Source organism: Bacillus sp. FSL M8-0277, assembly GCF_037975305.1.
Classification (GTDB): Bacteria; Bacillota; Bacilli; order Bacillales; family Bacillaceae; genus Bacillus; species Bacillus pumilus.
Map to the genome: position 1 here is coordinate 3,279,241 of NZ_CP150255.1, position 26,063 is coordinate 3,305,303.

The 26,063-nt window shown below is 40.5% G+C and carries 28 protein-coding genes; 16 read left to right on the forward strand and 12 right to left on the reverse strand.

Annotated elements, in window-relative coordinates:
- Positions 1-35: 35 nt before the first annotated feature.
- Positions 36-314, reverse strand: a complete 279-nt coding sequence (spoIIID, locus tag MKZ05_RS16605) for a sporulation transcriptional regulator SpoIIID (protein WP_008343327.1) — start codon at positions 312-314, stop codon at positions 36-38.
- Positions 315-652: 338 nt separating this feature from the next.
- Between spoIIID and MKZ05_RS16610 the strand changes: the two genes are divergently transcribed.
- The 3 genes from MKZ05_RS16610 to MKZ05_RS16620 all read left to right on the forward strand — a co-directional run bounded on the left by MKZ05_RS16610 (position 653) and on the right by MKZ05_RS16620 (position 2,973).
- On the forward strand, positions 653-1,066 hold the full coding sequence (locus MKZ05_RS16610) for a MarR family transcriptional regulator (RefSeq protein ID WP_003214738.1): 414 nt from the start codon (positions 653-655) through the stop codon (positions 1,064-1,066).
- Positions 1,067-1,081: 15 nt separating this feature from the next.
- Positions 1,082-2,269, forward strand: a complete 1,188-nt coding sequence (locus MKZ05_RS16615) for an MFS transporter (RefSeq protein ID WP_253622083.1) — start codon at positions 1,082-1,084, stop codon at positions 2,267-2,269.
- A 104-nt stretch (positions 2,270-2,373) separates the two neighbouring features.
- Positions 2,374-2,973, forward strand: coding sequence for an undecaprenyl-diphosphatase (locus MKZ05_RS16620; RefSeq protein ID WP_137054296.1), 600 nt, complete (start codon positions 2,374-2,376; stop codon positions 2,971-2,973).
- A gap of 37 nt (positions 2,974-3,010) precedes the next feature.
- On the opposite strand, the gene MKZ05_RS16625 is transcribed toward MKZ05_RS16620, so the two are convergent.
- Entirely contained in the window at positions 3,011-4,399 is a 1,389-nt protein-coding gene (locus MKZ05_RS16625; RefSeq protein WP_339160599.1) for an MFS transporter, read from the reverse strand.
- Positions 4,400-4,567: 168 nt separating this feature from the next.
- Here MKZ05_RS16625 and MKZ05_RS16630 point away from each other — a divergent pair, with 168 nt between their 5' ends.
- From MKZ05_RS16630 to MKZ05_RS16650, 5 genes are all read left to right on the forward strand, one after another.
- The gene (locus tag MKZ05_RS16630; protein WP_050944421.1) at positions 4,568-5,455 is read left to right on the forward strand and encodes a transporter substrate-binding domain-containing protein; all 888 of its coding nucleotides are present in this window, start codon (positions 4,568-4,570) and stop codon (positions 5,453-5,455) included.
- Between the two features lie 40 nt (positions 5,456-5,495).
- Positions 5,496-6,173 carry an amino acid ABC transporter permease gene (locus MKZ05_RS16635; RefSeq protein ID WP_078061638.1) on the forward strand — a complete coding sequence of 226 codons (678 nt, stop codon included), beginning with the start codon at positions 5,496-5,498 and terminating at the stop codon, positions 6,171-6,173.
- 10 nt (positions 6,174-6,183) lie between these two features.
- Positions 6,184-6,924 carry an amino acid ABC transporter ATP-binding protein gene (locus tag MKZ05_RS16640; RefSeq protein WP_050944422.1) on the forward strand — a complete coding sequence of 247 codons (741 nt, stop codon included), beginning with the start codon at positions 6,184-6,186 and terminating at the stop codon, positions 6,922-6,924.
- Between the two features lie 193 nt (positions 6,925-7,117).
- Complete coding sequence (locus MKZ05_RS16645; RefSeq protein ID WP_003215412.1) at positions 7,118-8,326, forward strand: ammonium transporter; 1,209 nt, start codon at positions 7,118-7,120, stop codon at positions 8,324-8,326.
- A gap of 18 nt (positions 8,327-8,344) precedes the next feature.
- A complete protein-coding gene (locus MKZ05_RS16650; protein WP_003214763.1) occupies positions 8,345-8,692 on the forward strand; it encodes a P-II family nitrogen regulator in 348 nt (115 codons plus the stop codon).
- A gap of 80 nt (positions 8,693-8,772) precedes the next feature.
- On the opposite strand, the gene MKZ05_RS16655 is transcribed toward MKZ05_RS16650, so the two are convergent.
- On the reverse strand, positions 8,773-9,669 hold the full coding sequence (locus MKZ05_RS16655) for a peptidoglycan DD-metalloendopeptidase family protein (protein ID WP_339160600.1): 897 nt from the start codon (positions 9,667-9,669) through the stop codon (positions 8,773-8,775).
- A gap of 116 nt (positions 9,670-9,785) precedes the next feature.
- Between MKZ05_RS16655 and MKZ05_RS16660 the strand changes: the two genes are divergently transcribed.
- A complete protein-coding gene (locus tag MKZ05_RS16660; RefSeq protein WP_226804255.1) occupies positions 9,786-10,295 on the forward strand; it encodes a GNAT family N-acetyltransferase in 510 nt (169 codons plus the stop codon).
- A 238-nt stretch (positions 10,296-10,533) separates the two neighbouring features.
- Here MKZ05_RS16660 and MKZ05_RS16665 read toward each other — a convergent pair whose 3' ends face one another.
- Genes MKZ05_RS16665 through MKZ05_RS16675 form a run of 3 tightly spaced genes read right to left on the reverse strand, consistent with a single transcriptional unit; the run spans position 10,534 to position 13,419 of the window.
- Positions 10,534-11,064 (reverse strand): thioredoxin fold domain-containing protein, encoded by a 531-nt coding sequence (locus tag MKZ05_RS16665; protein WP_309216027.1) that lies wholly within the window; start codon positions 11,062-11,064, stop codon positions 10,534-10,536.
- Positions 11,061-11,618: a MauE/DoxX family redox-associated membrane protein gene (locus tag MKZ05_RS16670; RefSeq protein WP_226804263.1), complete on the reverse strand. Its 558-nt coding sequence runs from the start codon at positions 11,616-11,618 to the stop codon at positions 11,061-11,063. The genes MKZ05_RS16665 and MKZ05_RS16670 overlap by 4 nt, the downstream gene beginning before the upstream one ends.
- A gap of 1 nt (position 11,619) precedes the next feature.
- A complete protein-coding gene (locus MKZ05_RS16675) occupies positions 11,620-13,419 on the reverse strand; it encodes an ABC transporter ATP-binding protein (RefSeq protein ID WP_339160604.1) in 1,800 nt (599 codons plus the stop codon).
- 98 nt (positions 13,420-13,517) lie between these two features.
- Between MKZ05_RS16675 and MKZ05_RS16680 the strand changes: the two genes are divergently transcribed.
- Positions 13,518-14,027: a hypothetical protein gene (locus tag MKZ05_RS16680; protein ID WP_034620262.1), complete on the forward strand. Its 510-nt coding sequence runs from the start codon at positions 13,518-13,520 to the stop codon at positions 14,025-14,027.
- Positions 14,028-14,072: 45 nt separating this feature from the next.
- Here the strand turns inward: MKZ05_RS16680 and MKZ05_RS16685 are convergent, their stop codons facing one another.
- Positions 14,073-14,477, reverse strand: a complete 405-nt coding sequence (locus MKZ05_RS16685; RefSeq protein WP_050944428.1) for a hypothetical protein — start codon at positions 14,475-14,477, stop codon at positions 14,073-14,075.
- A gap of 527 nt (positions 14,478-15,004) precedes the next feature.
- Between MKZ05_RS16685 and MKZ05_RS16690 the strand changes: the two genes are divergently transcribed.
- The 4 genes from MKZ05_RS16690 (at position 15,005) to rpsN (ending at position 17,285) form a co-directional block, all read left to right on the forward strand.
- Complete coding sequence (locus MKZ05_RS16690) at positions 15,005-15,427, forward strand: DUF5362 family protein (RefSeq protein ID WP_339160607.1); 423 nt, start codon at positions 15,005-15,007, stop codon at positions 15,425-15,427.
- A gap of 144 nt (positions 15,428-15,571) precedes the next feature.
- Positions 15,572-15,721 (forward strand): 50S ribosomal protein L33, encoded by a 150-nt coding sequence (gene rpmG / locus MKZ05_RS16695; RefSeq protein WP_003214771.1) that lies wholly within the window; start codon positions 15,572-15,574, stop codon positions 15,719-15,721.
- 81 nt (positions 15,722-15,802) lie between these two features.
- Positions 15,803-16,999: a GTP-binding protein gene (locus MKZ05_RS16700; RefSeq protein WP_310025639.1), complete on the forward strand. Its 1,197-nt coding sequence runs from the start codon at positions 15,803-15,805 to the stop codon at positions 16,997-16,999.
- A gap of 16 nt (positions 17,000-17,015) precedes the next feature.
- A complete protein-coding gene (rpsN, locus tag MKZ05_RS16705; RefSeq protein ID WP_003215208.1) occupies positions 17,016-17,285 on the forward strand; it encodes a 30S ribosomal protein S14 in 270 nt (89 codons plus the stop codon).
- A gap of 253 nt (positions 17,286-17,538) precedes the next feature.
- On the opposite strand, the gene moaA is transcribed toward rpsN, so the two are convergent.
- Positions 17,539-18,546 carry a GTP 3',8-cyclase MoaA gene (gene moaA / locus MKZ05_RS16710; RefSeq protein ID WP_050944432.1) on the reverse strand — a complete coding sequence of 336 codons (1,008 nt, stop codon included), beginning with the start codon at positions 18,544-18,546 and terminating at the stop codon, positions 17,539-17,541.
- 10 nt (positions 18,547-18,556) lie between these two features.
- The gene (fdhD, locus tag MKZ05_RS16715; RefSeq protein WP_251190700.1) at positions 18,557-19,345 is read right to left on the reverse strand and encodes a formate dehydrogenase accessory sulfurtransferase FdhD; all 789 of its coding nucleotides are present in this window, start codon (positions 19,343-19,345) and stop codon (positions 18,557-18,559) included.
- A gap of 135 nt (positions 19,346-19,480) precedes the next feature.
- Between fdhD and MKZ05_RS16720 the strand changes: the two genes are divergently transcribed.
- Both MKZ05_RS16720 and MKZ05_RS16725 read left to right on the forward strand, forming a co-directional pair.
- Positions 19,481-20,746 (forward strand): OFA family MFS transporter, encoded by a 1,266-nt coding sequence (locus tag MKZ05_RS16720; protein WP_339160610.1) that lies wholly within the window; start codon positions 19,481-19,483, stop codon positions 20,744-20,746.
- 82 nt (positions 20,747-20,828) lie between these two features.
- Positions 20,829-23,177, forward strand: coding sequence for an FdhF/YdeP family oxidoreductase (locus MKZ05_RS16725; RefSeq protein WP_050944434.1), 2,349 nt, complete (start codon positions 20,829-20,831; stop codon positions 23,175-23,177).
- Positions 23,178-23,229: 52 nt separating this feature from the next.
- Here the strand turns inward: MKZ05_RS16725 and MKZ05_RS16730 are convergent, their stop codons facing one another.
- The 3 genes from MKZ05_RS16730 to spoIID all read right to left on the reverse strand — a co-directional run bounded on the left by MKZ05_RS16730 (position 23,230) and on the right by spoIID (position 26,040).
- Positions 23,230-23,907 (reverse strand): VWA domain-containing protein, encoded by a 678-nt coding sequence (locus tag MKZ05_RS16730; protein ID WP_339160612.1) that lies wholly within the window; start codon positions 23,905-23,907, stop codon positions 23,230-23,232.
- A gap of 82 nt (positions 23,908-23,989) precedes the next feature.
- A complete protein-coding gene (locus tag MKZ05_RS16735; RefSeq protein ID WP_080984771.1) occupies positions 23,990-24,688 on the reverse strand; it encodes a VWA domain-containing protein in 699 nt (232 codons plus the stop codon).
- A gap of 326 nt (positions 24,689-25,014) precedes the next feature.
- Positions 25,015-26,040 (reverse strand): stage II sporulation protein D, encoded by a 1,026-nt coding sequence (gene spoIID / locus MKZ05_RS16740; protein ID WP_044140138.1) that lies wholly within the window; start codon positions 26,038-26,040, stop codon positions 25,015-25,017.
- Between the last annotated feature and the right edge of the window lie 23 nt (positions 26,041-26,063).

A 26,063-nucleotide genomic window follows, 5' to 3' on the forward strand; every position in this document is an offset into this window, starting at 1 on the left:
ATATATATATCATGTTTAAGAACAAAGAACTAATCTTATTGTTTCACAGGCTCGCCTTCTAAAATTTCTTCTTTTTTATACTTTAATTTAGTGGCTTCTCCCCCTCGCAAGTGGCGGATTGATTTATGATAATCCAGTATCTCCTTCACTTCATTAGCCAGATCTGGATTAATTTCTGGCAGTCTTTCTGTTAAATCCTTGTGTACAGTACTTTTAGAGACTCCAAATTCTTTCGCAATTACACGAACGGTTTTCTTTGTCTCCACGATATACTTTCCTATCTTGATTGTTCGCTCTTTGATGTAATCGTGCACACCACTCGACCTCCCTAAAATGGATGTGAGAAGTGTGAAATGAGATCCGTATCAATATTGTCCATTTTCAGCGGCGCTTGTTCGTCTTAATTCCTCATCCATTAGGTAGTAAATGCCAAACACGATCCCTCACCTCAAACACTCTCTTTGTCAGGTTTGTAACAGTGTATTAGCATTGCATAGGGAATATGCTAAAAATGAAGATGGGACAAGGGATTTATCAGAAAATGCAATCATTTCGAGTGGCGAAAATTTTCACTTTACAAGAATGGGTCGAGCACGTAAAATAGAAAAGGTGATTTTATTTACCTAGCTAAATATTGAATAAAGGTGATCATATGGATACGTTAAATAGAGAGTGTTTACATCAAATACACCAAAGCGCCAGGTTGCTGTCTAAAAAGGCGAACGAAGCGCTTGCTGCTTATGACTTGTACATGTCCCAATGGACTGTACTTTTTTGTTTGGATACATTCGGCCCGAAAACCCAAAAAGACATTTGGACATATTTGAACGTCGAAGCCCCAACCATTACCCGAACCGTAACCCGTCTAGAAGCAAATGGCTGGGTGAAACGTGTACAAGGAAAAGACAAACGTGAAAATCTGATCGTGATGACAGATGATGCTAAGGCCCGATTTGAAGAAATCAAACGTACGATGGAACAATTTGAAGAAGAATGTCTTTCAAATTTCACCCACGAAGAAAAACAACTCCTCCATACACTTTTACACAAATTATCAACTGAATAGGAAGTGACATACATCATGAACGAACGCATTTGGACGAGAGACTTTATCATGATTGTCCTGGTGAATTTATTTACGTTCACCTCTTTTTATGCCCTTTTAACCTTGCTACCTATTTACACAATGGATGAACTAAATGGAACAGAATCACAGGGCGGTCTCCTTGTGACGGTCTTCTTATTGTCTGCCATTGTGACAAGACCGTTTTCAGGAGCGATTATTGAGAAATTCGGTAAAAAACAGATGGCGATTTTCTCATCAACGGCTTTTGCCTTACTCACTTACTTATACATCCCAATTGATCAATTCCAAACGCTTCTCATGCTGCGTTTCGTGCAGGGCATCTTTTTTAGCATTTTGACGACAGTAACCAGTGCCATTGCGGCAGATATGATTCCAAAACATAAACGTGGGGAAGGACTAGGCTACTTTGTCATGTCCATGAACCTCGCTGTGGTCATCGGTCCATTTATCGCACTGAATCAAGTAGGAAAAGTAGGATTCCATTCCTTATTCCTTCTTTTTTCCATTATCGTTACCATTGGTGCCGCTTTTACGATGCTGATCAGACAGCCAGAGCTTGAAGATGGGGGTAGTGTCGTCTTCCGATTTACTTTTTCTCATCTGTTTGAAAAAGGTGCATTAAAAACAGCGGCAGTCGGCATCATTATTTCCTTCTGTTATTCGCCGATCATTTCATTTATTTCAGTCTATGCCAATTCCCTTGACTTGATGGGGGCAAGCAGTTATTTCTTTATTGTGTTTGCGGCAGCGATGCTTGGATCACGTCCATTTACAGGCAGACTTTTTGACCGAGTAGGACCTCACATTGTGATCTATCCTTCGATTGCTCTTTTTGCGATTGGTTTATGGATGCTGACAGCTACACATTCAGCTACAATGCTTCTTCTATCAGGTGGTGTCATTGGACTTGGCTATGGATCGCTAGTACCATGTTTACAAACACTTGCCATTCAGCACTCACCAGCTCACCGTACAGGCTATGCGACGGCTACTTTCTTTACCCTATATGATACGGGTATTGCTGCTGGCTCATTTGTATTTGGTCTTCTTGTCAGCTTCACAGACTTTTCAAACGTATATCTCATTGCAGGTATTGTTGTCTTGCTCAGTATGTTTGTTTTTTATTGGAGTGAACGAAAGCCCCAAGAAGCAAAAGCACAGAAGGTCTCCCTATCAGAATAGGATTCTATTTTAAACTTCAACGGAAACATGCTAAAATATAGGATGTTTCAAATAAACGATTATTTGAAAAATAGTTTGCATTAAGCGAAGGTATAGGTGATGTTTTGAATTACGAATTGTTTAAAGTGATACACGGGATGGCTCATCATTCTGAGTTTTTAGATCAGGCCATGATTTTTATTACGAAAAAGGCCATTCTTGTGTACGCCCTTGTCTTATTGATTTGCTGGTTTTTAGGTAATCACAAATTTAAGAAGCATGTCTTCTTTTCAGGTGTAACGGGCATCGCGGCACTTATCGTCAATTTTGCGATTACACTGGTTCATTATGAGGAGCGGCCGTTTGTGGCGCATAAAGTCGACACACTCATTCCGCACTCAGCAGATGCTTCCTTCCCAAGTGACCATACAACAGGTGCACTGGCTCTTTCACTTGCCATTCGATCTCGTAATAAAAAGCTCGGCAACATCTTGCTCGTCTTTGGATTACTCACAGGATTCTCCCGCATCTGGGTCGGTCACCATTATCCATTAGATGTTTTAGGCAGCTTGGTCGTATCGATTGTGGTCGTCTTTATCATGAATAAATTATGGAAATTCTTTGACTCTCCAATTGATCGCATCGTTACTTTCTATGAGACAATTGTAGGGAAAATATTTAGAAGGAAGCAAAAGGATCAGGGCTCTGACCTGTCTAACTCTTAAGCGGCTTGCGATAACGTGATGAAGAATCTTCTTCCACTTATCGCGCCGCTTTTTTTATTGTCTGTCCTCCTCTGACCTTGTTCGAAAAATAAAGACTGACACCGATGCCGATAAAGGAAATCATGATCAGCGTCCAGCCTAACTGCTCAAAATGAGGCCCAGCAATTTCATCACCAAACAGCATACCGAGAACAGCAGATGACAGAATGGAACCAAGGTAGCGACATGTTTGAAAAAGCCCAGAGGACGTGCCAATCATATGCCGAGGGCTTGCCTTGAGCATCGCAGCTTGCAGCGCAACATTTCCAATCCCGTAACTAAGTCCAAGCAGCGCTAGAACAAGCCCTTTTCCCCATAATGGTGCCGGAATAAAAAAGAAGGTCATCGCAGACGCCCCAGCCAGCATCAATACCGCACTGGCTAATACCGGATGGCGTTCATCCCCGCGGTCCACCCACTTACCCGTCAGTGGAGAGACAATGATGCTCACCCCAGACATGCAAAGCATAAAAAGACCCGTCATTTCCACACGCCAGCCTAATTCATCTTGGAAATAGCTCGGCAAACCAAAGAAAAGACAATAGAAAAAGATATTTAAAATGATAAATTGCACATACACGAGTGAAAGTCGCTGCTCCTGTCTGAACATCCGAATTTGAATAAACGGTTCATCCACCTGATACTCCCACCAAATAAAAGCGCCTGCACTCAAGAGACAAAGAATCCCCTGTACATATTGAATGCCATGACCTAGTGATAATAAAAACGAAAGCAGAAGGACAATACAAACTGTAAAAAGCAGCATCCCTGGCAGATCGAGCTTCCGTACCGTTTCACCTATACGCAGCTTTCTCTTTTTCTGCTCCTTTGGAAACAAAGATAGTCCAAGAAAGAAGCTGATTAAAATAAAAGGCAGATTCACTAAAAAGATAGCCGGCCAGCCGCCGATTGTCATTAAAAAGCCGCCAAGTGTCGGTCCAAGCGCCGTCATCGCTGAAGCAAAAATGGACAATACCGCTAACGCCGATGCCTGCTTGTCTTGAATATGATCCCGAATGAGTCCGACACCAGAAGGATAAATGGCACTGCTCCCAATTGCCTGCAATAGCCGGATCACAATCAGCACCGCAAACGTCGGGGCAAACGGCGCACAGATGGCTGAGACCGCGACAAGACCCAGTCCGAATAAAAATAATGTTCTCCGGCTCATCACATGATCCCCAATCCGGCCGCTCACCGGCTGCGTCACCGCACTAGCTAAATAAAAAGACGAAATAAGCCAAGATACAGTCGTAAATGACAAACCGAATTCATGCTGGATTTGATGCAAGGCCAAAGAAATCATTGAGGAATTTAACGGATTTAACATTGTCCCAAAGGCAATCGCAGTTAAAAAGACTTTTCGGTTGTCCCTCCACTTCTTCATACACCGACCCCCTCTTTGTGTTCTGACATGTTTCCTTCCGTTATTATGAGATTCATTTCCCTTTTTTACCCTGATCAATTCAAGTTCTCTCTTGGAAAAGCAAGACATACATTTTAAAAAGGGCGAGTGTTGGAAAAACACATATAAAATTGAGAATATGAGGAACAAATGGTAAGATGCTACACATATTTAAAAGCCTACTTTCTCCTTATATGGAGAAAGGCTGAAAAGGAGGAGAAGCTTATTATTAAGAAAAGACGGTTTTGGGTCCCAGCCCTTTTCTCGGTTGCAGTATTACTTCTGTCTTCGTGTGGTGCAAATGAAACAAATGGGAACGGAGATAAACGTAATTCTACAGCGAAAGGGTCGCCAATTTTGGAGGATGGAAAATTTATATTTGCAGCATCAGGTGAATTTCACCCGTTCAGTTACATGGATGGAAATCAGATGTCAGGCTTTGATATCGATGTAGGCAATGCGATTAGTGACAAACTAGGCCTCGAGCCTATACAGAAGAAATATAAATTCGCAGGCATCGTTGAAGGTGTGAAATCAGGAAAATTTGATGCGGCAGTTGCAAGTCATACCATCAATGAGGAACGAAAAAAACACGTCCTTCTTTCTAAGCCCTACTACTACTCTGGTCCGCAAATTTTCACAAGACCTGGAGCAGACATTCAACATGCTGATGATTTAAAAGGCAAAGAAATTGCTGTATCAAAAGGCTCGTCCTACGCTGATATTGCAAAGGAACATAGCGGGCAGGAACCAAAATATTACGACAGTGATGTCGTCGCTTTAGAAGCACTAGCCAACGGAAAACACGATGCAGTCGTGACGGATTTTGCGACAGGTGCAGAAGCCATGAAGAAAAAATTAAAGATCGAAGCGCAGGAAAGACTCGGACAAAGTGAGCAGGCAATTGCTGTATCTAAAGAAAATGAACAGCTCATAAAAGAGATCAACGATGCGATTGACGCATTAAAAAAGGATGGAACATTAAAACAAATTAGCGAGAAATACTTTGATGAAGACATCACAGTCAAACAAAATTAAAACCACGATTGTGCGCCTTTTTTAGGCGCACTTTCTTCAAATGGAGATGATTGTTTTGCCTACCCTATCACATTTTTTTCAGACGCTGATTGATTCAAGAGGTATTTTTTTAGAAGGAATGCTGCTCACCTTACAGCTCACTGTGATCAGCATCTTCATCGGCATGTTCATCGGGCTTTTCTTTGCTTTATTGAAAATATCACGCGTGGCTGTCTTTGGTTATATCGCCAACGCCTATATCTTCCTTGTACGCGGCACACCACTGATTGTTCAAATTTTCATCCTATATTTTGGACTGACAGAATTAAATATTCCCGACTTCTGGGCCGCTTCCATTGCGCTCGCCTTTCATAATGGAGCGTATATAGCAGAAATATTCAGAGGTGCCATCCAATCAATCGATCAAGGGCAAAAAGAGGCTGGACGCTCTCTTGGCATGGGGCGTTTTCTAACAATGAGACGTATTATTCTCCCGCAAGCGATGCGGCGTGCCCTCCCCCCTCTTGGCAACCAGTTCATTATTGGCTTAAAAGATTCATCACTCGCCGCCTTTATTAGCGTCAATGAACTATTTAACGTCGCCACCACCCAAGGCTCAAACAGCTTTGACAATATGACCTATTTACTTGTTGTAGCCGTCTATTACTTAGTTCTTGTCCTGCTGTTAACATTCGCTGTCCAAACCTTTGAGAAGAAACTATCAGTCAGTGACCATTAGGAGGAGAAACATGACAGAATCAAAGGAACTCATTCGTGTTGAAAAACTCAATAAACACTTCGGAGAACTGCATGTTTTAAAGGATATCGACCTCACTGTTTATGAAAATGATGTGGTCGTCTTAATTGGAGCCAGTGGCTCTGGAAAAAGCACCTTGCTCCGCTGTATGAACTTTTTAGAAATCAAAAATGATGGAGAAATCGTCATTGATGGCAGCCCTGTTCACCCAAAACGCGATCAATTAAACGAGATGCGGCAAAAAATAGGCATGGTGTTTCAGCATTTTAACCTCTTTCCGCATAAAACTGTGCTTGAAAACATCATCGAAGCGCCTGTTATGGTGAAAAAAACAAAAAAGGCTCAAGCTGTATCAGAAGCCAATGTCCTGTTAGAAAAGGTCGGACTTGCGGATAAAGCCAACGTATATCCTTCTAAGCTATCAGGCGGTCAAAAGCAGCGTGTGGCTATTGCAAGAGCTCTCGCCATGAAACCAGATGTCATGTTATTTGACGAACCTACGTCTGCCCTCGATCCAGAGCTTGTAGGCGAGGTACTGCAAACAATGAAAAGTCTCGCAAAAGAAGGCATGACGATGGTCATCGTCACACATGAAATGGGCTTTGCGAAAGAAGTCGCCGATCGTGTCGTCTATATGCACGAAGGCCGTATCGTCGAAGAAGGCACGCCATCAAAATTGTTCGATTCTCCTCAAGAGGAACGAACCAAGCTGTTTCTCAGCTCCATTTTATAGGTCAAACGCCCTTTATTTTTCGTGCTCAATGCACGTTTTTTCTCATATTTCACGAACTTTTCATCCATTTATATTGAATATAACCAAAAACCATGTAAGATTACCTTACATGAATATGTCATATATGACTTTTCTCTCTATAATGAAGAATTAAGAAATCAATTAATTCTGAATGATTCAGGGGGAATGCAGCATGCAAATGGGTGATACAGTATTTATGTTCTTCTGCGCACTACTCGTGTGGTTAATGACACCGGGTTTAGCCTTATTCTACGGAGGACTCGTGAGAAGTAAAAACGTCTTAAGTACAACCATGCACAGCTTAACTTCACTAGCGATCGTCTCTATCGTATGGATCATGTTTGGCTATTCCTTGGCTTTTGCGCCAGGCAATGCATGGATTGGAGGCTTAGACTGGATTGGATTAAAAGGCGTTGGCTTTGAACCCGGTCCCTACAGTGAGACCATCCCACATTCATTGTTCATGATGTTCCAAATGACCTTTGCCGTCTTAACAACAGCCATCATCTCAGGTGCCTTTGCTGAACGAATTCGCTACTCAGCGGTCGTTGTGTTTACACTCCTTTGGGTCACATTTGTATACGCGCCAGTCGCACACTGGGTATGGGGCGGCGGTTGGATTGGCGAAATGGGTGCGCTCGACTTCGCTGGAGGAAACGTGGTTCACATTTCATCAGGTGTTGCAGGTCTAGTCGTAGCGATTGTGCTCGGGAAGCGTAAAGAAGCAGCAAGCTCTTCTCCTCACAATTTGATTTATACTCTTCTTGGCGGAGCTGTCATTTGGTTTGGATGGTTTGGCTTTAACGTTGGAAGTGCCCTTACCTTAGACAGTGTCGCAATGTATGCCTTTATTAACACCAATACAGCTGCTGCTGCGGGAATCATCGGCTGGCTGTTAGTCGAGTGGATGATCAACAAAAAACCGACCATGCTCGGCGCGATTTCTGGAGCCATCGCAGGTCTTGTGGCAATTACACCTGCCGCCGGTTTTGTCACACCTTTTGCTTCTATCATCATCGGAATTATTGGCGGGATTGTGTGTTTCTGGGGAGTCTTCTCACTCAAAGCCAAATTTGGCTATGATGATGCACTAGATGCATTCGGTCTTCACGGAATTGGCGGGACTTGGGGAGGAATTGCAACCGGGCTTTTCGCAACAACCTCTGTCAATGACGGCGGAGCCAATGGATTATTCTACGGAGATCCCAGCTTACTTTGGAAGCAAGTCGTCGCTATTGTGGCCACTTATGCCTTTGTAGCTGTTGTGACATACGTAATCATCAAAGTGGTCAATCTCTTCTTTAAGATTCGCGCAACCGAAGAAGAAGAATCAGTGGGTCTTGATTTAACCATGCATGGGGAAAAAGCTTATCAAGATTAAAGAAAAAGGGGTGTCTCTATGAGCAAAATGTATAAAGTGGAGATTGTCACACGTCCAGCCAATTTTGAAACATTAAAGGTGGAGCTTGGAAAGATTGGCGTCACTTCCATTACCTTTTCGAATGTACACGGCTGCGGTTTACAAAAGGGACATACAGAGCTATACCGTGGCGTCAAAAAGGAAAGTAATGTGTACGAACGATTAAAGATTGAAATCGTCCTAAGCGAAGTACCTGTCGAACAGGTCGTTGAAACAGCTCAAAAGGTACTTCGTACAGGCGAACCAGGGGATGGGAAAATTTTTATATATGAGATAGAAAATACAATCAACATTCGGACAGGTGAAGAAGGACCTGCCGCTCTTTAAACCATCCTCCGCCGAGTGCGGGGGATTTTTTAAAGACAGAAAAAAACCTCTGCATGATTCATATACAGAGGTTTCAAGACTTAAGATTGTTTTGTTTCTTCAGATTGACTGCTGTCTTTAGAGGAATCAGAAGACTTTTCTTGATCAGAGGATTTGCCCTTCTCATCAGACTTTTCTTCAGATTTTTCTCCAGCAGGCTCTTTGGCCTTATCTTCAACAGCAGGTTCCTTCGTTTTTTCATCAGCTTTTGGCTGAGCAGGTTCTTTTGCTTCTTCCGTCACTTCTTGCGCGGCCTTTTCAATAGTTGAAACAGGCTTGTCAATGAAGCTAAGTGGATTAAGCGCTAAACCTTCCATACGAATTTCAAAATGCACATGGTTGCCGCTTTCAGCACCATAAAGATTTTTACCAGAAGCACCGATGACATCATTCTGCTTCACTTCATCGCCTTCTTTAACACTCACTTGTGACAACGATTGATAAACAGTCGATAATCCATCTTCATGTTCAATTTCAACGACATGACCGAGAACGGGATCTTTTTTCGCTTGAACCACTGTTCCACTAAGAGCAGCTGTGACATCAAACACTTTGCCATCTTTATCTGCAAGATCAATACCTTTGCTCAAGGTATAGGTGTTATTATAGTTTACAAGTGCTGCTTCTTTTTCTTTTTGATCAGCATCTGCTTCATAGAACTTTTTCACGACAGAAACATTATCAGAATTCTGGACTGGCATGGCAACATTTTCAATTGGCTTTCCAACTTCAACGGCATCATCACGCTGTTCTTGCCCTGTTTGATTTCCATCAGATAGTTGGTCTTTCACATCTTTTGATACAGCTTGATACCAAAGAACGGCTGTTAACACGACCGCTGCGCTGACCAAGTAAATTGCAGGGAATACCCAGCGCTTACGGAAAAATTGCTGAACTTTTGTGATTTTGGAAGTACGTTTCTTTTCTTCCTCTCTCATTTTTCATCACCTCAGCAACATTCTGAACACTTTTCAAAAAATATATACACACGAAATCATTTTTCTTTTTATTTTGCGCAATCGCATCAATAATATGTATGATGAATGAAAAAAAGATGGGGGACTTTTATGTGAAAACTTTCAACCGTATAGCAACAGAAGATGACCTCAAAGCAATCGTTGATATTTACAATTCGACTATTGCTTCAAGAGAAGTAACCGCCGATACAGAACCAGTTTCAGTTGAAGACCGCCGGCAATGGTTTTTGAATCATTCAGAGAAAAGACCTCTCTATGTGAAAACAGATGAGGATGGACATATTTACGGCTGGCTCAGCTTTGAAACGTTTTATGGAAGACCTGCATACAACGGGACCGTTGAAATGAGTATTTACTTAAACCAAGACGATCGAGGGAAAGGCTTAGGGTCACTTTTTTTACAAGAGGCCATTGAGTTGGCACCTTCACTAGGCATTCGAACATTACTCGCCTTTATTTTCGGGCACAACGAAGCCAGCATTCGATTATTTAAAAAGCATGGCTTTGAAACATGGGGTCACCTGCCACGCATCGCAGAAATGGACGGCAGCAGGTACGATTTAGACATTCTAGGAAAAGAATTATAAAATGAGCGTCTCTCCAACAAAGAGACGCTTCAGATTGTTGACAAAGGGCTAAAATGATCTTGATTTTAGCCCTTTGTCTTCTTTTCAGCGTGATAGAAAACCTTTGCAGTCAAGGAAGGAAGGACGAGTACTGGAGCGGAGCGAATTTGACATTCGTGAGCACCAGCACGCAGGACTGACAACGAATGCGAGGGTTTGTCTACATGCTGGAGCGTCTCTCCAACAAAGAGACGCTTTTTTATGATGCGTGTAACAGCTGTTCAAACTGTTTCGCATTTTGAACAGATTTTCTTTGGAGGATGATGCCATGTTCATCTATCAGAATCGCTTGCGGAACAACAGTTACCCCATACAGCTCCATGATTTGCGAAGAGCGCATATACACAGCTTGATCAGGCAGCAATTGAAGGAGCAATGCATCATCTCCTTGTTCATCTCCATTGATGAACATGAATTGAGTATCATCGCTAGAAATGTGCTGACGCATATCAGACAAAATGCTTTTGCATGTCATACAAGTGGTATTTACAAATAACAGCATCACGGCTCTTCCGTTCTGTAAATACTCCTTTAAAATAACCTTATCTCCTAAATGTGTATAGCTTCGAAATAACGGCGCACCATCACCAACATCCGCTTCCTTTAATTCAACCCCATCAAGGGATTTAATTTTACTCATAAATTTTCCGATAAAGCGGGCAAGCAAAAACACGACAGCCAGCTGAGCAATGACAATGAATAACACAATAATTAGTAGAATATCAGTCATTTCACTTGGTCTCCTTCTATAAACGATTCAAATTGATTCATCCATTTTCTTTTGAACATCATGATTGTTTTCCCAACCGCTATAATCAGACAGACAGCCACTGCAATCAGAAAACAAATAATATGAAGTGGCCACGGAATTGTTTCTACATAGGGATGGACATAAAACAACCCAATCACAAGAGCCAGCATCGACACATTACGAATCACAATTCCCCAGTGAAGATGGTCATTTTCAAGCAAACCTCCACAGCCGCATGAAATGTTACGATGTCCTCTCAATAAATTGAAGGTGACCGCTCCAGTATAGATACATAAAAGTGCTGTAAGACCAATCGCAGGTACAAGAGACATGTTCCACACGAATAATAAACCCGTACAAGCCAATTCAACAGTCAAAAACAAATAAAACATGGGCGCCGTGAGCGCAGGAGGCAGCAGGCGATAAGCATTCATCTGCTGAATATGCGCCGGTTGTTTTCTCACTTTATCAAGCCATGCACCTGCAAAGATGATTCCTAATAAATAGACACCTATAAAATAAAAGACACTCACCTTACGCCATCTCCTTTTGTTGAAATAGTTGGGATTGTGCCTCGTAAAGCCTTTTGTACTCTCCATCTAGCGCCATTAGCTCTTCATGGTTCCCCTCTTCAACGAAAGCACCATCTTTCATCACGATAATCCGGTCTGCTAAGCGGGCCGCTCCCATACGGTGTGTGATAAACAAGACCCCTTGATCCTGCGTATGATCGAATAGCTTTCGAATGAGTGAAATCTCCGATAGCGGATCGAGAGCAGAAGTCGGTTCATCTAAAATGATAAAATCACTTTCTCTAAAAAAGGTTCTCGCCATCGCAAGCTTTTGCCATTGTCCGCCAGACAGTTCATGACCTTCTTCAAAAAACCGGCCAAGCTGCGCATCGTATGTTTCTTCCATTTGATGAATTCTTTTCTCTATGCCGGCTTGCCGTGCAGCTGAGATCATGCGCTCTTTATCATCTATTTCGTCAATACGGCCAAATCCAATGTTTTCTTTCACAGTGAATTCGTACTTCATAAAATCTTGAAAAAGGACGGCCATTCTCGCATGATATGATTTTTTATAAATGGTCGAAATCGATTCACCATTGACCTTTTGCATATTCGGCTTATCTGGATCATATAAACCAGTCAAGCATTTAATCAAGGTCGTCTTACCTGATCCGTTATCCCCCACCAATGCAATGCGTTCACCTTTATCGATATGAAAATGTATATGTTCAATAGCAGGCGTTTTCATATTCGGATAGGTAAAAGAGAGATTTTCTAGCGTAATGGACTGAATACATTCAATCCTCCGAAGCGATGCCGCTTCCTCTGTCTGCTCACCAATTTCTTCTTCTCTCTTTTGAAAAGCTCTCATTTCATCAATATAGAGACTCGTTTCATATAAACTAGAACATTCCCTCGTCAAATCCTGAAAACCACTTTGAATATTTTGCACAGCTTGGAGCACAGCGACAAACGTACCCGCAGCTAATTTCTTTTGAAAGATAAGAAAGACAATAAAAAGACCGCAGCACACATAGGCAAATGTCATAAGCAATCCACCTGCCATCTCCCAGCGAACCTGACGTTTTAGTAATTTATATTTTTCATCTGCACTTTTTACATAATGGCCTTTCCATTTTTGAAGAAGGTAATTTCCTATTCCATATAAACGGATTTCCTTCAATGAATCTCGCTGCGCAACAAGATCAGACACATACATTTCTCTTCGATCATTTGCCGTTAACATGCGGTTTAATTGATACCGTGCGCCTCCAAAGAAAAGCTCAATCCACAAGACAGGCAGAGTACATAAGATCAGAATGACCGCCAAGCCCCAATGGATACCAATCATATAAATGAGAAGTGATACAACAGTAATCAATGCGCTCATGATTGTAAAAATACTTCTAACCATACTCAGAACATGCTGATGACTGTTCATCACACGTTGACTTTCATTATAAAAAGACGGGTGTTCAAATGTAATATATGGAAGCTTAATCGCTTTTTGAAGCAATTCACCCTTCAAATGCAAACCAATCAGATTTGTCGCTTTCTGCTGACTAAGCTGAAGAATGAATTGAAGCCCATATCCTAAAATCACAATGACCATTTGCAACCCAAATAACCTTAAGACCTTTTGAATATCTCCTGAAGAAGTCATGAATAAAATAATTTCATTAATCAATGTTTGAATAATCCAGACACTAGCCAAAGGCATAAAGCCAACGATCACTTGGATGAATAGAGTTAACAGAAGATATGATCGACTTCTTTTCCAAGTATAGGAGATTGCATATAAACAATGGTTCACTGTACTCATCAAACGCTCCACCTTACACCATTTAGTATAATTGACATATTTTTGATATTTATATTATGATAGCTCTGCGTAACTTCATTCTGAGAGGACGATATACGATGACTTCAATCTTACTTTTACAGCTAACTCTTATTCTTTGTAGCCTTTTATTGACGATCGGAATCATTATCTATTTAAAACACCAGATGGAATTAATCATCTTACCGATCCAGCATGTTGGACAAAAATTTGTTCATCCGCTACTCGAAAAACCATCACCTATTCAAATAAATGATCTACTGCAAACCAATCACAAGCAGCAGCTGCTTGTATTCACTGACACAGCATGTCCGCATTGCATCCCATCACTGGAACAATTCCTAGAAACGAAAAAGCAGCGTCAATTAGACATTTCTTTTAGTATTTTGCTAAAGAATGGGAAAGAAGAGGATCAAGAATTATATCGTGATAACCAAACCAACATGCGAATTATCTCAGTGGACGAACAAATGATAGGCGCCTTTCATATTGAAGAGTTTCCATATTACATCATGGTAGAAGAAGATGAAACAATCTCATATGCAGCCCCTTTTCCGGATGGTCTTTATTCAAGGTTTTCTGCAAAATAAACATAAATGAGGCATGTGAAGATAACAAACACACGCCTCATTTTTTTATTGGTTTGGATCTGCCTGTACATCCTGATCCTTTTCCCTTGCGGCGATTTCACTCGCTTCACTTGAAGCTGTGGCTTGTTCCTCAGCTTGTTCAAACTCACTGCGAGCCTCATTTGAAATATCTACTTGGTCACCATGCTGATTCACAGTAACGGACGAAGAAGACGATTCTTTTTGAACCTCTTTCTCTAGTTCCTTTAATTTAGACACATGAAGCTCTAAATCTTTTCCTTGCTGAACTAGAGTCAGTTGTTGAAATAATGCCTTTCTCTCTTCTGGAGAATGGTCGCCTTGAACAATTTTCGCTGCTTCGTTTAAAAAAGAATTGGATGTTTGACTCGCTTGACGACTGTTTGACGTCTGCATAGCATTTGTTAAGAATGAAATTGAAGATATGCTCATGCGTTCACATCCTATTAAATAAAATCCTTGAATTTAGCAGCCACATCTAATGCGTTCTTGGCTAGTACAAATCTCACCTGTATCACGATCCACGTAGTAACGGAAAGTTCCAACACCTTGAAGGAAACAAGTTGGCGCTGATTTGCATGAAGTGACTAATTTTTGCAAAATACATCTTGAAGCTGCAGGTTGAACATTGGTCATTTTGTTTAAGAAACGATCTAACATATGAATTCCACCTTCCAATTTTTAAGGTAATACAACACAATAATAACCAATTACAAGACAACTAACAACATATTTTGATAATTTTACTAATTATTTTTAACTACTAATCTTATTTATGACATAAATTGTCGTTAAAATTCATAGTAAATGTTACTTTTTTCTTATTCGAAGATAATTTATTTATCCATAAATAGTAAAGTGAAGATAGAAATTTTTAAAAATTGTTCTACATTCACTCTTCCTAAAGTACTACCTGCTCAAGTATGATAAAGAGTGAATACATAAAGGAGTGAACACCATTGCAACAAACTGAGAAAATCATTCAATCTCTTCATTCGATCACAAAGTGGGGAAAAGTTGGTAGTATATTTCTCTATATTTCAGGTGGCTTAGCTATTCTTATTGGTTTTTGGCTTGTTCTTCCTGCTGCCCTTGGCGTCTTCCTCATTATGATGGGAATCCATGTACAAAAATCTGTAAACGCAGCGGAACAATTAATTCAAGCTCCTGATACTTCTTATGAAGAGTTATTAGAACAATATGCTAAGATGATGAAAATGCAGACACTATTTGCCATATCAAGTATTGTCGCAGCCATTCTATCATTCATCGCCATTATCCTGATGCTGGTATTAGGCGGTCTAGCATTTCTTCAAGAAATTCCCAGTGACATTCGGCACTACGAAGGTGAATACGAAGAAGAGCTTGGTGACTTTTATTAATGGAGAGGGGGTATCAATGAACATTTGATACCCCTTTTCTTTGATATTTGGCATCGTTTTACCCTTCTAAGCTTGACATTCTATCTTGATCATTTTAAAATACAAATCGTAACCATTACGAATTAAAGGAGGTTCCTATTACCGATGCGTGTAAAAATTACCTTAGCCTGTACTGAAACTGGTGACAGAAACTATATCACAACAAAGAATAAAAGAACGAATCCGGACCGACTGGAGTTAAAAAAATATTCTCCTCGGTTAAAGAAATATACCCTTCATAGAGAAACAAAATAATTTTTTAGGTCACAAATCGTAATCATTACTTTTTAAGAGAGGCGGAAATGAACATGAGCATTGGCAAAGGGACAGAAGGAAATGAATAAGCGAATACCCGTTACAGTATTAAGTGGTTTTTTAGGAGCTGGAAAAACAACGATATTAAATCATGTACTACAAAATCGTAAAGGGTTAAAAGTAGCTGTTATTGTTAATGACATGAGCGAAATTAATATTGATGCAGAACTAATCAAACAAGGCGGTGAGCTCTCTCGATCAGATGAGAAGCTAGTTGAATTATCTAATGGTTGTATTTGCTGCACATTAAGAGAAGATTTGTTAATCGAAGTAGAGCGCCTATGTAAGACTGGTCATATTGATTATATTGTCATTGAGTCAACAGGTATTAGTGAACCTATTCCAGTCGCGCAAACTTTCTCTTATATTGATGAAGAAATGGGGATAGATTTGACGCGCTTTTGCCGGCTAGACACGATGGTCACTGTTGTAGATGCGAACCGTTTCTGGACCGACTTCCAGTCAGGAGAAAGTCTATTAGACCGTAAACAAGCCGTTTCCGATGATGACGAACGAGAAATTTCCGATTTACTGATTGATCAAATTGAATTTTGCGATGTGTTGATTATCAATAAGTGTGATCTAGTATCAAACTCAGAATTAGACCGACTTGAGCACGTGCTGACCACACTTCAACCAGAAGCATCTATCATCAGAACCTCAAAAGGGCAAGTAAAGCCAAGTGACATTTTAAATACTGGTTTATTCGATTTTGAAAAGTCCAGTGCTTCTGCTGGCTGGATTAAAGAAATCAACGCTGGGCATTCTCAGCATACGCCAGAAACAGAAGAATACCAAATCTCATCCTTTGTTTATGAAAGAAGACTTCCCTTCCATACTGGCAGGTTAAATAATTGGTTAGATCAGATGCCAGAGCAAATAGTTCGCGCTAAAGGATTTACATGGCTTGCCACACATCATGATTTAACCATTTTAATTTCACAGGCTGGAAAATCTGTTGCGATTGAACCAATTGCCTACTGGATTGCTGCCTTGCCTGAGCAAGAAAAAGCACAGATATTAAAGCAAGAACCAGAGCTTCTTGATGAGTGGGACGCAGAATTTGGTGACAGGCATACAAAACTTGTGTTTATTGGCGTAGATTTACCTAAAGCAGATATCATTCGCACACTTGATCAATGCTTACTCACACCTGAGGAATTTGATCAAGAATGGACTACGTTTGAAGACCCCTTTAAATGGAAAATCCAACATTAAGCCAGGAGGGTTTTAAGTGGCAAAGAAATCTAAAATTGCTAAAGAAAAAAAGCGGCAGCAGCTTGTATTGAAATATGCAGAATTAAGAAAAGAGTTGAAAGAAAAAGGTGAATATGAAGCTTTAAGGAAATTACCTAGAGACTCTTCCCCTACTCGCTTAAAAAACCGCTGTGAGTTAACCGGTCGTCCTAGAGGTTACTTACGAAAATTTAAAATGTCTAGAATTGCTTTTCGTGAGCTTGCCTATAAGGGCCAAATTCCAGGAGTGAAAAAATCGAGTTGGTAAAGATTGAGTTGATCTTATCACAGTTCCCATAAAAGTAAAGCAGTAAAAAATGTTGAAAAATCTATTTTCTAAGCATATCTCAACCTTTTTGAGCCACAAAATAACATTTTAAAAACCAGCAGAGTTTCTGCTGGTTTTTGATCATGACAGGATTCTAAGATGAATAGACCTATTTCTATAAAAGGATTTTCAACAATGATTATGACATTTTCTCTACTTTTCAAAAAATCATGATCATGATACTTTGTTGTCACTACCCACCGATGTATGACATTTCAACTTTTTTCTGATCTTTCTTCTGCTCTCTCTCAGCTGAATATTGATCATCTCTATTCGACCATAGTTCCTTCAATATGTTCTTTATATCTTCATTATCTTTTGTTGAGCGAATCACCCGCTTCAGATCAAAACCCGATGATGCAAAAAGACATGTAAACAATTCACCGCGAGCAGAAAGTCTCGCTCTATTACATGTTCCACAAAAGGCATCTGAAACAGAAGAAATAATGCCTATCTCTCCTGAGCCATCTTGGTAATAGAATCGGTTGGCTACTTCACCTGGATATTGAGGAGGTTCTGGTTTGATGGGAAATGTTGAATCAATTAGACCAATAATCTCTTTCTTTGTCATGACATGCTCTAGATTCCATTTGTTCGTATTTCCGACATCCATAAACTCGATAAATCTGAGAACATGTCCTTCTTTTTTAAAGTAAGCTGCCATTGGTAAGACATCCTGATCATTCACACCTTTTTGAACAACCATATTGATCTTAATAGCAAGTCCAGCTTTTTTTGCAGCCTCAATCCCATCAAACACTTTTTGGATAGAAATATTCCTTCCGTTCATTTGCTTAAAACGGTCAGGGTTTAATGAATCCAAACTAATGGTGACTCTTTGAAGACCTGCTTTCTTTAACTTTTCAGCATATACAGGTAAAAGCGTTCCATTGGTTGTCATAGCAATATCTTCGATTCCTGGAATTTTTGAGAGCTTTTCTATTAAGATAGGCAAATCTTTTCGCATTAAGGGTTCACCACCCGTGATGCGTATTTTCACCACACCTAGGTCCTTTGCAAAAAGGGTAGCAAGCTGTTCAATTTCTTCGAAACTAAGCAGTTCTTCTTTATTCAAAAAAGGATAATCTGGTCCAAAAATTTCAGCAGGCATACAGTACGTACATCTAAAGTTACAGCGATCTGTTACTGAGATTCTTAAATCGCGCAATGGTCGATGTCTCTTATCCAATATACTGTCCATACTTTGCCTCCTATTCTGTTATACGCTGATGGTGAGTGTATATATTAAAAGATTCTCCTCTGACAAATCCAACTGTCGTGATATTTAATTCTTCTGCCATATTAAGCGCCAGCTCAGTTGGTGCTGATTTTGAGATGACGATCGACACTCCTAGTTTTGCTGCCTTCAATAGAACTTCTGACGATATCCGGCCGCTAAACACAAGGATTTTATCTCTAAGCGGAATTCGATGAAGTAAACAGTATCCATAGATTTTATCTAAAGCATTATGTCTTCCAATATCAGTTCTAGTGATGAATAGTTTTTCTGTGTCACACAGTCCAGCATTATGCACACCACCAGTATGTTGAAACAATTGACTTTCTTCTTGTAAACATTTCATTAGACACATACAAGTTTCAGCAGAAATGTTGATTCGATCAATGGCTGTTTTTGCTGTTTTCACATCTTGGAGAAAATAAAAGTGTCTCCCTTTCCCGCAGCAAGAACCAATCACCCGCTTAGTAAAATCTGATGACTGAAATCCGCTTGAGTGAACTAAATCAACATAGGCAAAGCCCATACTTTCATCTATTGTAAACCTTTTAATCTCATTTTCAAATCGAATGACTCCTTCTGAAGCTAAAAAACCGATCACCAATTCTTTCAAATGATCTGGTGAACAAACAAGTGTTACAAATTCCTCTCCATTCACGATCACAGTTAAAGGAAATTCTTCTACAACTTCATCTGTTTTGCAAGTAAATTGACCTTCACGGTATTGGTGTATAACTCGTTTCTTTTTAACAGAAGGATTCATTGTATGATCTTCCTTTCAGCACAAATTTAGTTATATGAACCAATCGAATTGTGATATTATTTTAAAAAGTCATAAAAATGTAACATATTTCTATCTTATCAAACTTTTTGATTGCTTTATATGGGGGGGAACAAAATGAATAAATCGAAAAATCGCTGGCTAATCGCAACAAGTGCTGTAGGAATTCATTTATCTATTGGGTCTGTTTATGCTTGGAGTGTTTTTACGAATCCTTTACATCAGGCCTTTCAGTGGTCATTGACAGAAATAAGCCTGACCTTCAGTATTGCTATTTTATTTTTAGGATTATCTGCTGCTTTCATGGGGCATTTCGTTGAAAGATATGGCCCAAGGGCATCAGGGCTCTTCTCAGCCATTTTCTTCGGTATCGGGATGACAGGGTCAGGATTCGCTGTACACATGTCCTCACTCCCTCTCCTCTATTTATTTTATGGTGTACTCGCTGGGATAGGATTAGGGGTAGGCTACATTGCACCTGTATCAACTTTAGTGAAATGGTTTCCGGACCGAAGAGGACTTGCAACCGGCTTAGCTATTATGGGTTTTGGATTTGCGTCTCTTATTTGCAGCCCAATTATCCAATATCTCATTGAAAAAGTAGATATCGCAAATACCTTTTACATTCTTGGAATTTCCTATTTTATGATCATGGTGATTTCATCTCTTTATTTATCACCACCAACACCTGATGACGTCAAACAATTTGATGTGTTAAAAACAAATCAAAGAAAAATCCCTCAGGATTTATCACAGCTTACAGCAAATGAAGCGATCAAAACACGACGTTTTTATTATTTGTGGCTCATGCTCTTTATTAATATCACATGCGGAATTGCCATTATTTCAGTAGCATCGCCTCTTGCTCAAGAAAGTGTTGGATTCACTGCTGGTGCTGCAGCTACCCTTGTTGGCGTTTTAGGTGCTTTTAATGGTTTAGGACGGATTGGCTGGGCTTCCTTCTCAGATTATATCGGAAGGCCGAATACGTATACAATCTTCTTTAGTATCCAGCTCATTGCCTTTCCTTTACTTCCCTACTTAAAAGAACCGCTCGTCTTTTCAATCATGATGGCGATCATTTATACGTGCTATGGAGGAGGGTTTGCCTCAATTCCAGCCTATATTGGGGATTTATTTGGCACGAAACAACTTGGTGCCATACACGGTTATATTTTGACAGCCTGGGCAGCTGCTGGTTTAGCAGGACCTTTATTTTCATCCTTTATCCGGGATATAACAGGTAACTACACGCAGAGTCTGATGGTGTTCTCTGGCTTATTTTTCATCGCTTTTATCATATCTCTTCTCATACGGAAGGATATTCAGCAGCTTAGAGAAACAAACCTTACTGCTGATGCTTCTGTCTCATCCCGACCTTAATTTGAATTTGACAGAATCACAATCTAAAGGTAATTTTTAGATATGAAAACGCTTTATAAAGTAATAGGAGGGTGATGATATCATGGGGAAAACAAAACATAAGGGGCCTATTAAGCTTAATAAAAAACCCTCACCAAAGCTATGGGCCTCTTTTGCGCCTATGGGACTTGGAAAAGTAAAGCCGAAACACATTCGAGATACGATGAAAGTGGCTTGGGAGAACAAGGATAATCTCCCCTATGCATATCGCATTTTAACGCAAGGCGTGTGTGACGGCTGTGCCCTTGGTGTTTCAGGGCTATATGACCAAACGCTCGCAGGACCTCATATATGCACCACAAGACTAAATGTACTTCGTCTTAATACAATGCCAGCTATTGATCCAAAATGGTTTGAAGACATTCAACAGCTCAAACAAATGGACAGCACTACTCTCCGCAAACTTGGACGTATCCCTTATCCACTGATTCGAAAAAAAGGTGACAATGCCTTTACACGTATTTCCTGGGATGATGCATTAGATCAAATCGCAGCTAAAATCAAATCAATTGATAAACGGCAGCTCGCTTTCTATTTAACAGCTAGAGGAATTACAAATGAAGTCTACTATACCGCTGCGAAGGCAGCTCGCTTTATCGGGACAAATCATATTGATAATGCGTCTCGCATTTGTCATTCACCGAGCAAAACCGCTCTTAAGCGATCCCTTGGGATAGGAGCCTCCAGTTGTAATTACAACGATTGGATCGGAACAGATGTCTTAATTTTTTGGGGATCTGTCGCAGCAAACAATCAGCCCGTTTCCACTAAATATATGTATGCGGCGAAAAAGAAAGGAACCAAAATTATTGTCATCAATCCGTACAAAGAGCCTGCCATGGAAAAGTACTGGGTTCCCTCTATTCCAGAAAGTGCTTTATTCGGCACAAAAATCGCGGATGATTTCTATCAAGTCAATATAGGCGGCGATATTGCGTTTATGAATGGTGTCATCAAACATTGGTTTGACATGGAGCAGCACGCGCCCCATTCCGCTCTTGATCATGAATTTATTCAAGCCCATACTACCGGCATACAGGATTTACAGCAGCATGTCGCACAGTTGAAATGGGAAGACCTTGAAGCATCATCAGGCTTATCAAAAGAAAGAATGAAGGAATTTGCGATCCTTCTTGCCAATGCCAATTCAGGCGTTTTCATTTGGAGCATGGGTCTTACTCAGCACCGCTTTGCAACTGATAATATATCACAGGTTGCCAACCTTGCTATGTTACGTGGGTTTATTGGCAGGAAACATTGTGGTGTCATGCCAATTCGCGGGCATAGCGGTGTTCAAGGTTCTGGTGAAATGGGTGCTGACCCGTTTGTTTTGCCGGGCAGTGATTTTGATGAAGAGAATATTGAAAGAATCGAAAAGATTTGGGGGTTTGACATTCCGAAATGGCATGGTGACACCATTGGGCAATCATTTGAGAAAATGGCTCTCCCTAAAGAACATCCGCAAAAACTCAAAATGCTGTTTACGAGTGGCGGGAACTTTTTAGAAACGATGCCAAATCCAGATGCGATTGAAAAAGCTTTATCTGGGCTTGAACTTCGTGTCCATCAAGATATCATTTTGAATACCTCTACACTTGTAGAGGCAGAAGAGACGGTAATTATTCTCCCTGCTATGACAAGATATGAGCAGCCAGGAGGCGGTACTTCCACTAGTACGGAACGCATGGTATATTTCAGTCCAGAAATTGAAGGACCTCGGATTGAGGAAGCCAGAGCAGAATGGGATATTTATATGGATCTTGCAAAAAGAGTACGTCCACAAGATGCTGAGCTGATTCATTTCGAAACGGCTGAAGACATTCGCCGTGAGATTGCGATCGCAAATCGAAACTATGATGGCATCCAGCATTTACGTCATAAAGGAGACGTTTTCCAATGGGGAGGTGCCTGGCTATGTGAAGACGGAGAGTGTCCAACACCGGATGGCAAAGGACATCTTCTTCCTGCCCAGCTGCCTCAATATCGAAAAACCGAGGGACATTTTAATATTACAACAAGAAGAGGAAAGCAATTCAACTCTATGATCTATAGTGAAAAGGATGCCTTTAATGGTGGGAAGCGTCATTCTATCTTGATGAATGAAGAAGATGCTAAAGAGCTTTATGTCAAAGAAGGTGATCCAGTTGTTTTGTTTAATCAGTATGGATCCTACCAAGGAGTCGCTCAATTTGGGGAGTTGAAACGTGGCAATATCGCTGTTTACTGGCCTGAAGGGAACGTTTTAATTCCAAAGGGTGTGTATGAGAGCTACTCACAGATTCCCGAATATAATACGGCGGCCATATTAGAAAAAGCCGAAACCTTTCATGCAAGAAAAGACCAGCACTACGTGGAGAAACGAATTGATGAATTAGAAACCACCTTGAATTGATCTTCAACTAAAAAACAGCTGGGGAAAACAATCCCCAGCTCCCATTCATATCCTACTGACTAAAAGCGCTCGCTGCATTTTGTAGAATGTGATTCAATTCTTCTGCATTTGCAGCCGGTTGATATTGTCCACCACCCGCTTTTGCAACAGACTTTAGACTTTTTGCTTCTTTTTCATTCACGTCAAAGCCGATGATATTAACAATGGTGTCAATTCCACCTTCATGTAATTCCTTTGCTGCTTGTGAAGGGCTTCCTCCACAAGTTTCTTTACCATCGCTGACGACGTAGACAATATTTTTCCCTTCAGCCTGGTGATCTTCAAAATCTTGCTTCGTATCTGTTAATGCTTTTGCAAGTGGTGTCCATCCGGTTGGCTTATACACATTCAGCGCTTGCTGAAATGTTGATGACTCATATGAACCAAATCCATAAACGGCTTCAGAGCTTTCACAAGAAATTGCTTTTCCAGCATTTTTATTGGTTCCTTCATGACCAAACACACGAAGAAGAACTTGTGTATCATCTGATAAAATACTTGCGAAGCTTTGAATAGAACGTTTGGCAATATCGATTTTCTTTTCGCCTTCAACTGATTGCGCCATGCTGCCGCTTAGATCGAGTAATATCACCACATGAGCCGGCTCCTGTTTTTTTGTCACAGCATGAGCTGGTGAAGAAAGAAACAGGACAAGACTAGCCAAAATGGTTAATACGATATTGCGTTTCATTCATAAAAACCTCCCTTTTTACATTTGTACAGAAAAAGAGAAACGAAAGCATACATCAATCGTTTCCCTTTTGTTCAGCAAGTTATTCGTGTAGTTTTAATGATTCTGCTGACAGGATAGAACCCATTTCTTTACCAGTGCTTGCTTGGTAGTAATGCCCTTTACCAGCTTTTGCTACTTGCTTTAATTGACCTTCATAGCCATCATTAAAGTCTAATCCAATGACATTAACAACAGTCGAACCTTTTGAGTTATGCAATTCTTTTGCTACTTTTACTGGATCTCCGCCACAAGTTTCTTCGCCATCAGTGATGAGGTACACAATATGTTTTGTTCCATTATTAAGCTGCTCATCCGCTTGCTTTGCATGTTCAAGAGCACGAGCAATCGGTGTCCAGCCATTTGGTCCAAGTCCGTTTAAAGAGTTTTCAAAGCTTTCTTTTTCGTAAGGCTGTACGCCATAAACGCCTCTAATGACTTCACATGATTGAGCTTTACCTGAATTTTTGTTGTTTCCTTCAGAGCCAAACAAGCTCATACGAATTTTAGCGTCTTTTGGAAGTGACTGAGCAAATTTAAATACCTCTTGTTTTGCGAGGTCAAATTTGCGTTCTCCCTCTACTTTTCTTGCCATGCTTCCACTTGCATCAAGTAAGATGGTGACTCTTACATCTTTGTTATGTTTTTTGACTGTAGATGCTTTTGCAAATACAGGTGAAGAGATCGACATAGATAATGTCAATACAGCTAAGGTTACGAGTGTAAATACTTTTTTCAACATCATTTTTTCCTTCCTCCCTATGTATTAAATTGAAACATCTTAATCGTAAAATATTCTGTCTTGGAATGGTATAGGACTCGGTCCCTTTTTCTCTTTCATCAAAATCACTAAAAATCTGTCAGTTGTCTAGATACATTCACCCAACACATCATTTTTTCTCTTGTTTTCTCCTTCTTTCGAGGGGCTTTGTATCGGCCATCGGTTCTTGTCGGGACGTAAATGTTTAAGATTTCCTGAGGTGCGTCTTAAGTCGCAAATTGACACATTCTGTTCAAAACTCTTGGAACACACAAAAAAGATGCCCCTATTCTGGAGGCACCTTTGCTTTATTTTTTAGCCATATACGTGTTAAGAAAACGATCTGCTGATTCAATTTGAATCCCTTTATAATAATGTTTCACGATAGCATCTACTTTTTTGCCTGACTGTGCCATATAATGCGCACCGTACTGACTCATTCCAACACCATGGCCATACCCTTTTGTCGTAATGATAATTTGCTGGCCCTGTCGTTCCCATGTAAAGTCTGCTGAATGAAGTCCTAATGACTCTCGAATGTCTCTGCCTGTCAGTGTTTTACCGTTTATTACGGCTTTTGCTACTTGATTTCCTGGTGTCCGCTCTACTATCTGTCCTACCTGAGCCTGTTGAGTGAGCGTCACACCTAATTTTTGCTGAAATTCACTAACTGGGATGGTTTTCTTGTTTTGAAATTTTGGCGATTTTTCGTCCCATTTACTTGAAACACTTTTCAAATATGGAATTTCATTTTTCCAATAAGCTTCGGCATTTTCCGTTTTCCCATTACTTGTTGAAAAGAATGAGGCATCAATTGGTTTCTCGTCATAAGTGAGCACTTTTCCTTGTGTGCTGGCGACAGCTTCTGTGACTTTTTTTAACTTCCAATTGTACGCTTTTCCCCAAATTTTCTTGAGTTCCTGCTTGTTTTTATACACTTGGAACATTTGGGTATCATCTACAAGAGAGCCCTTTGGTGATTTGACGGTCTTATCGATGATCATTTGTCTGACGATATACGTTCTTGCGGCGAGTGCCTGTGCCTTGAGTGCTTCCATCTCAAAATCAGCTGGCATTTCAGATGCTACGACACCGATCACGTACTCTTCTAAGGGGATGTTTTCTACCTGCTGATGAGCTGAACGATAGACGGGGATAGCGACGGGTGATTGCTTCAATTTGACTGTACCCTTTACTTCTTTTTTAACTGATGGCTCCGCTGATACATGCTGGCTTGCCTCCGGTTTCCCTTGAAACGTCGGCAACACAAGTAAAGTTGGAATCATTAAAATAATGATGCATATTCCTGCGATTGTCCATATCATTGGTTTCATATTTGGCTGCCCCCATTTGTCAT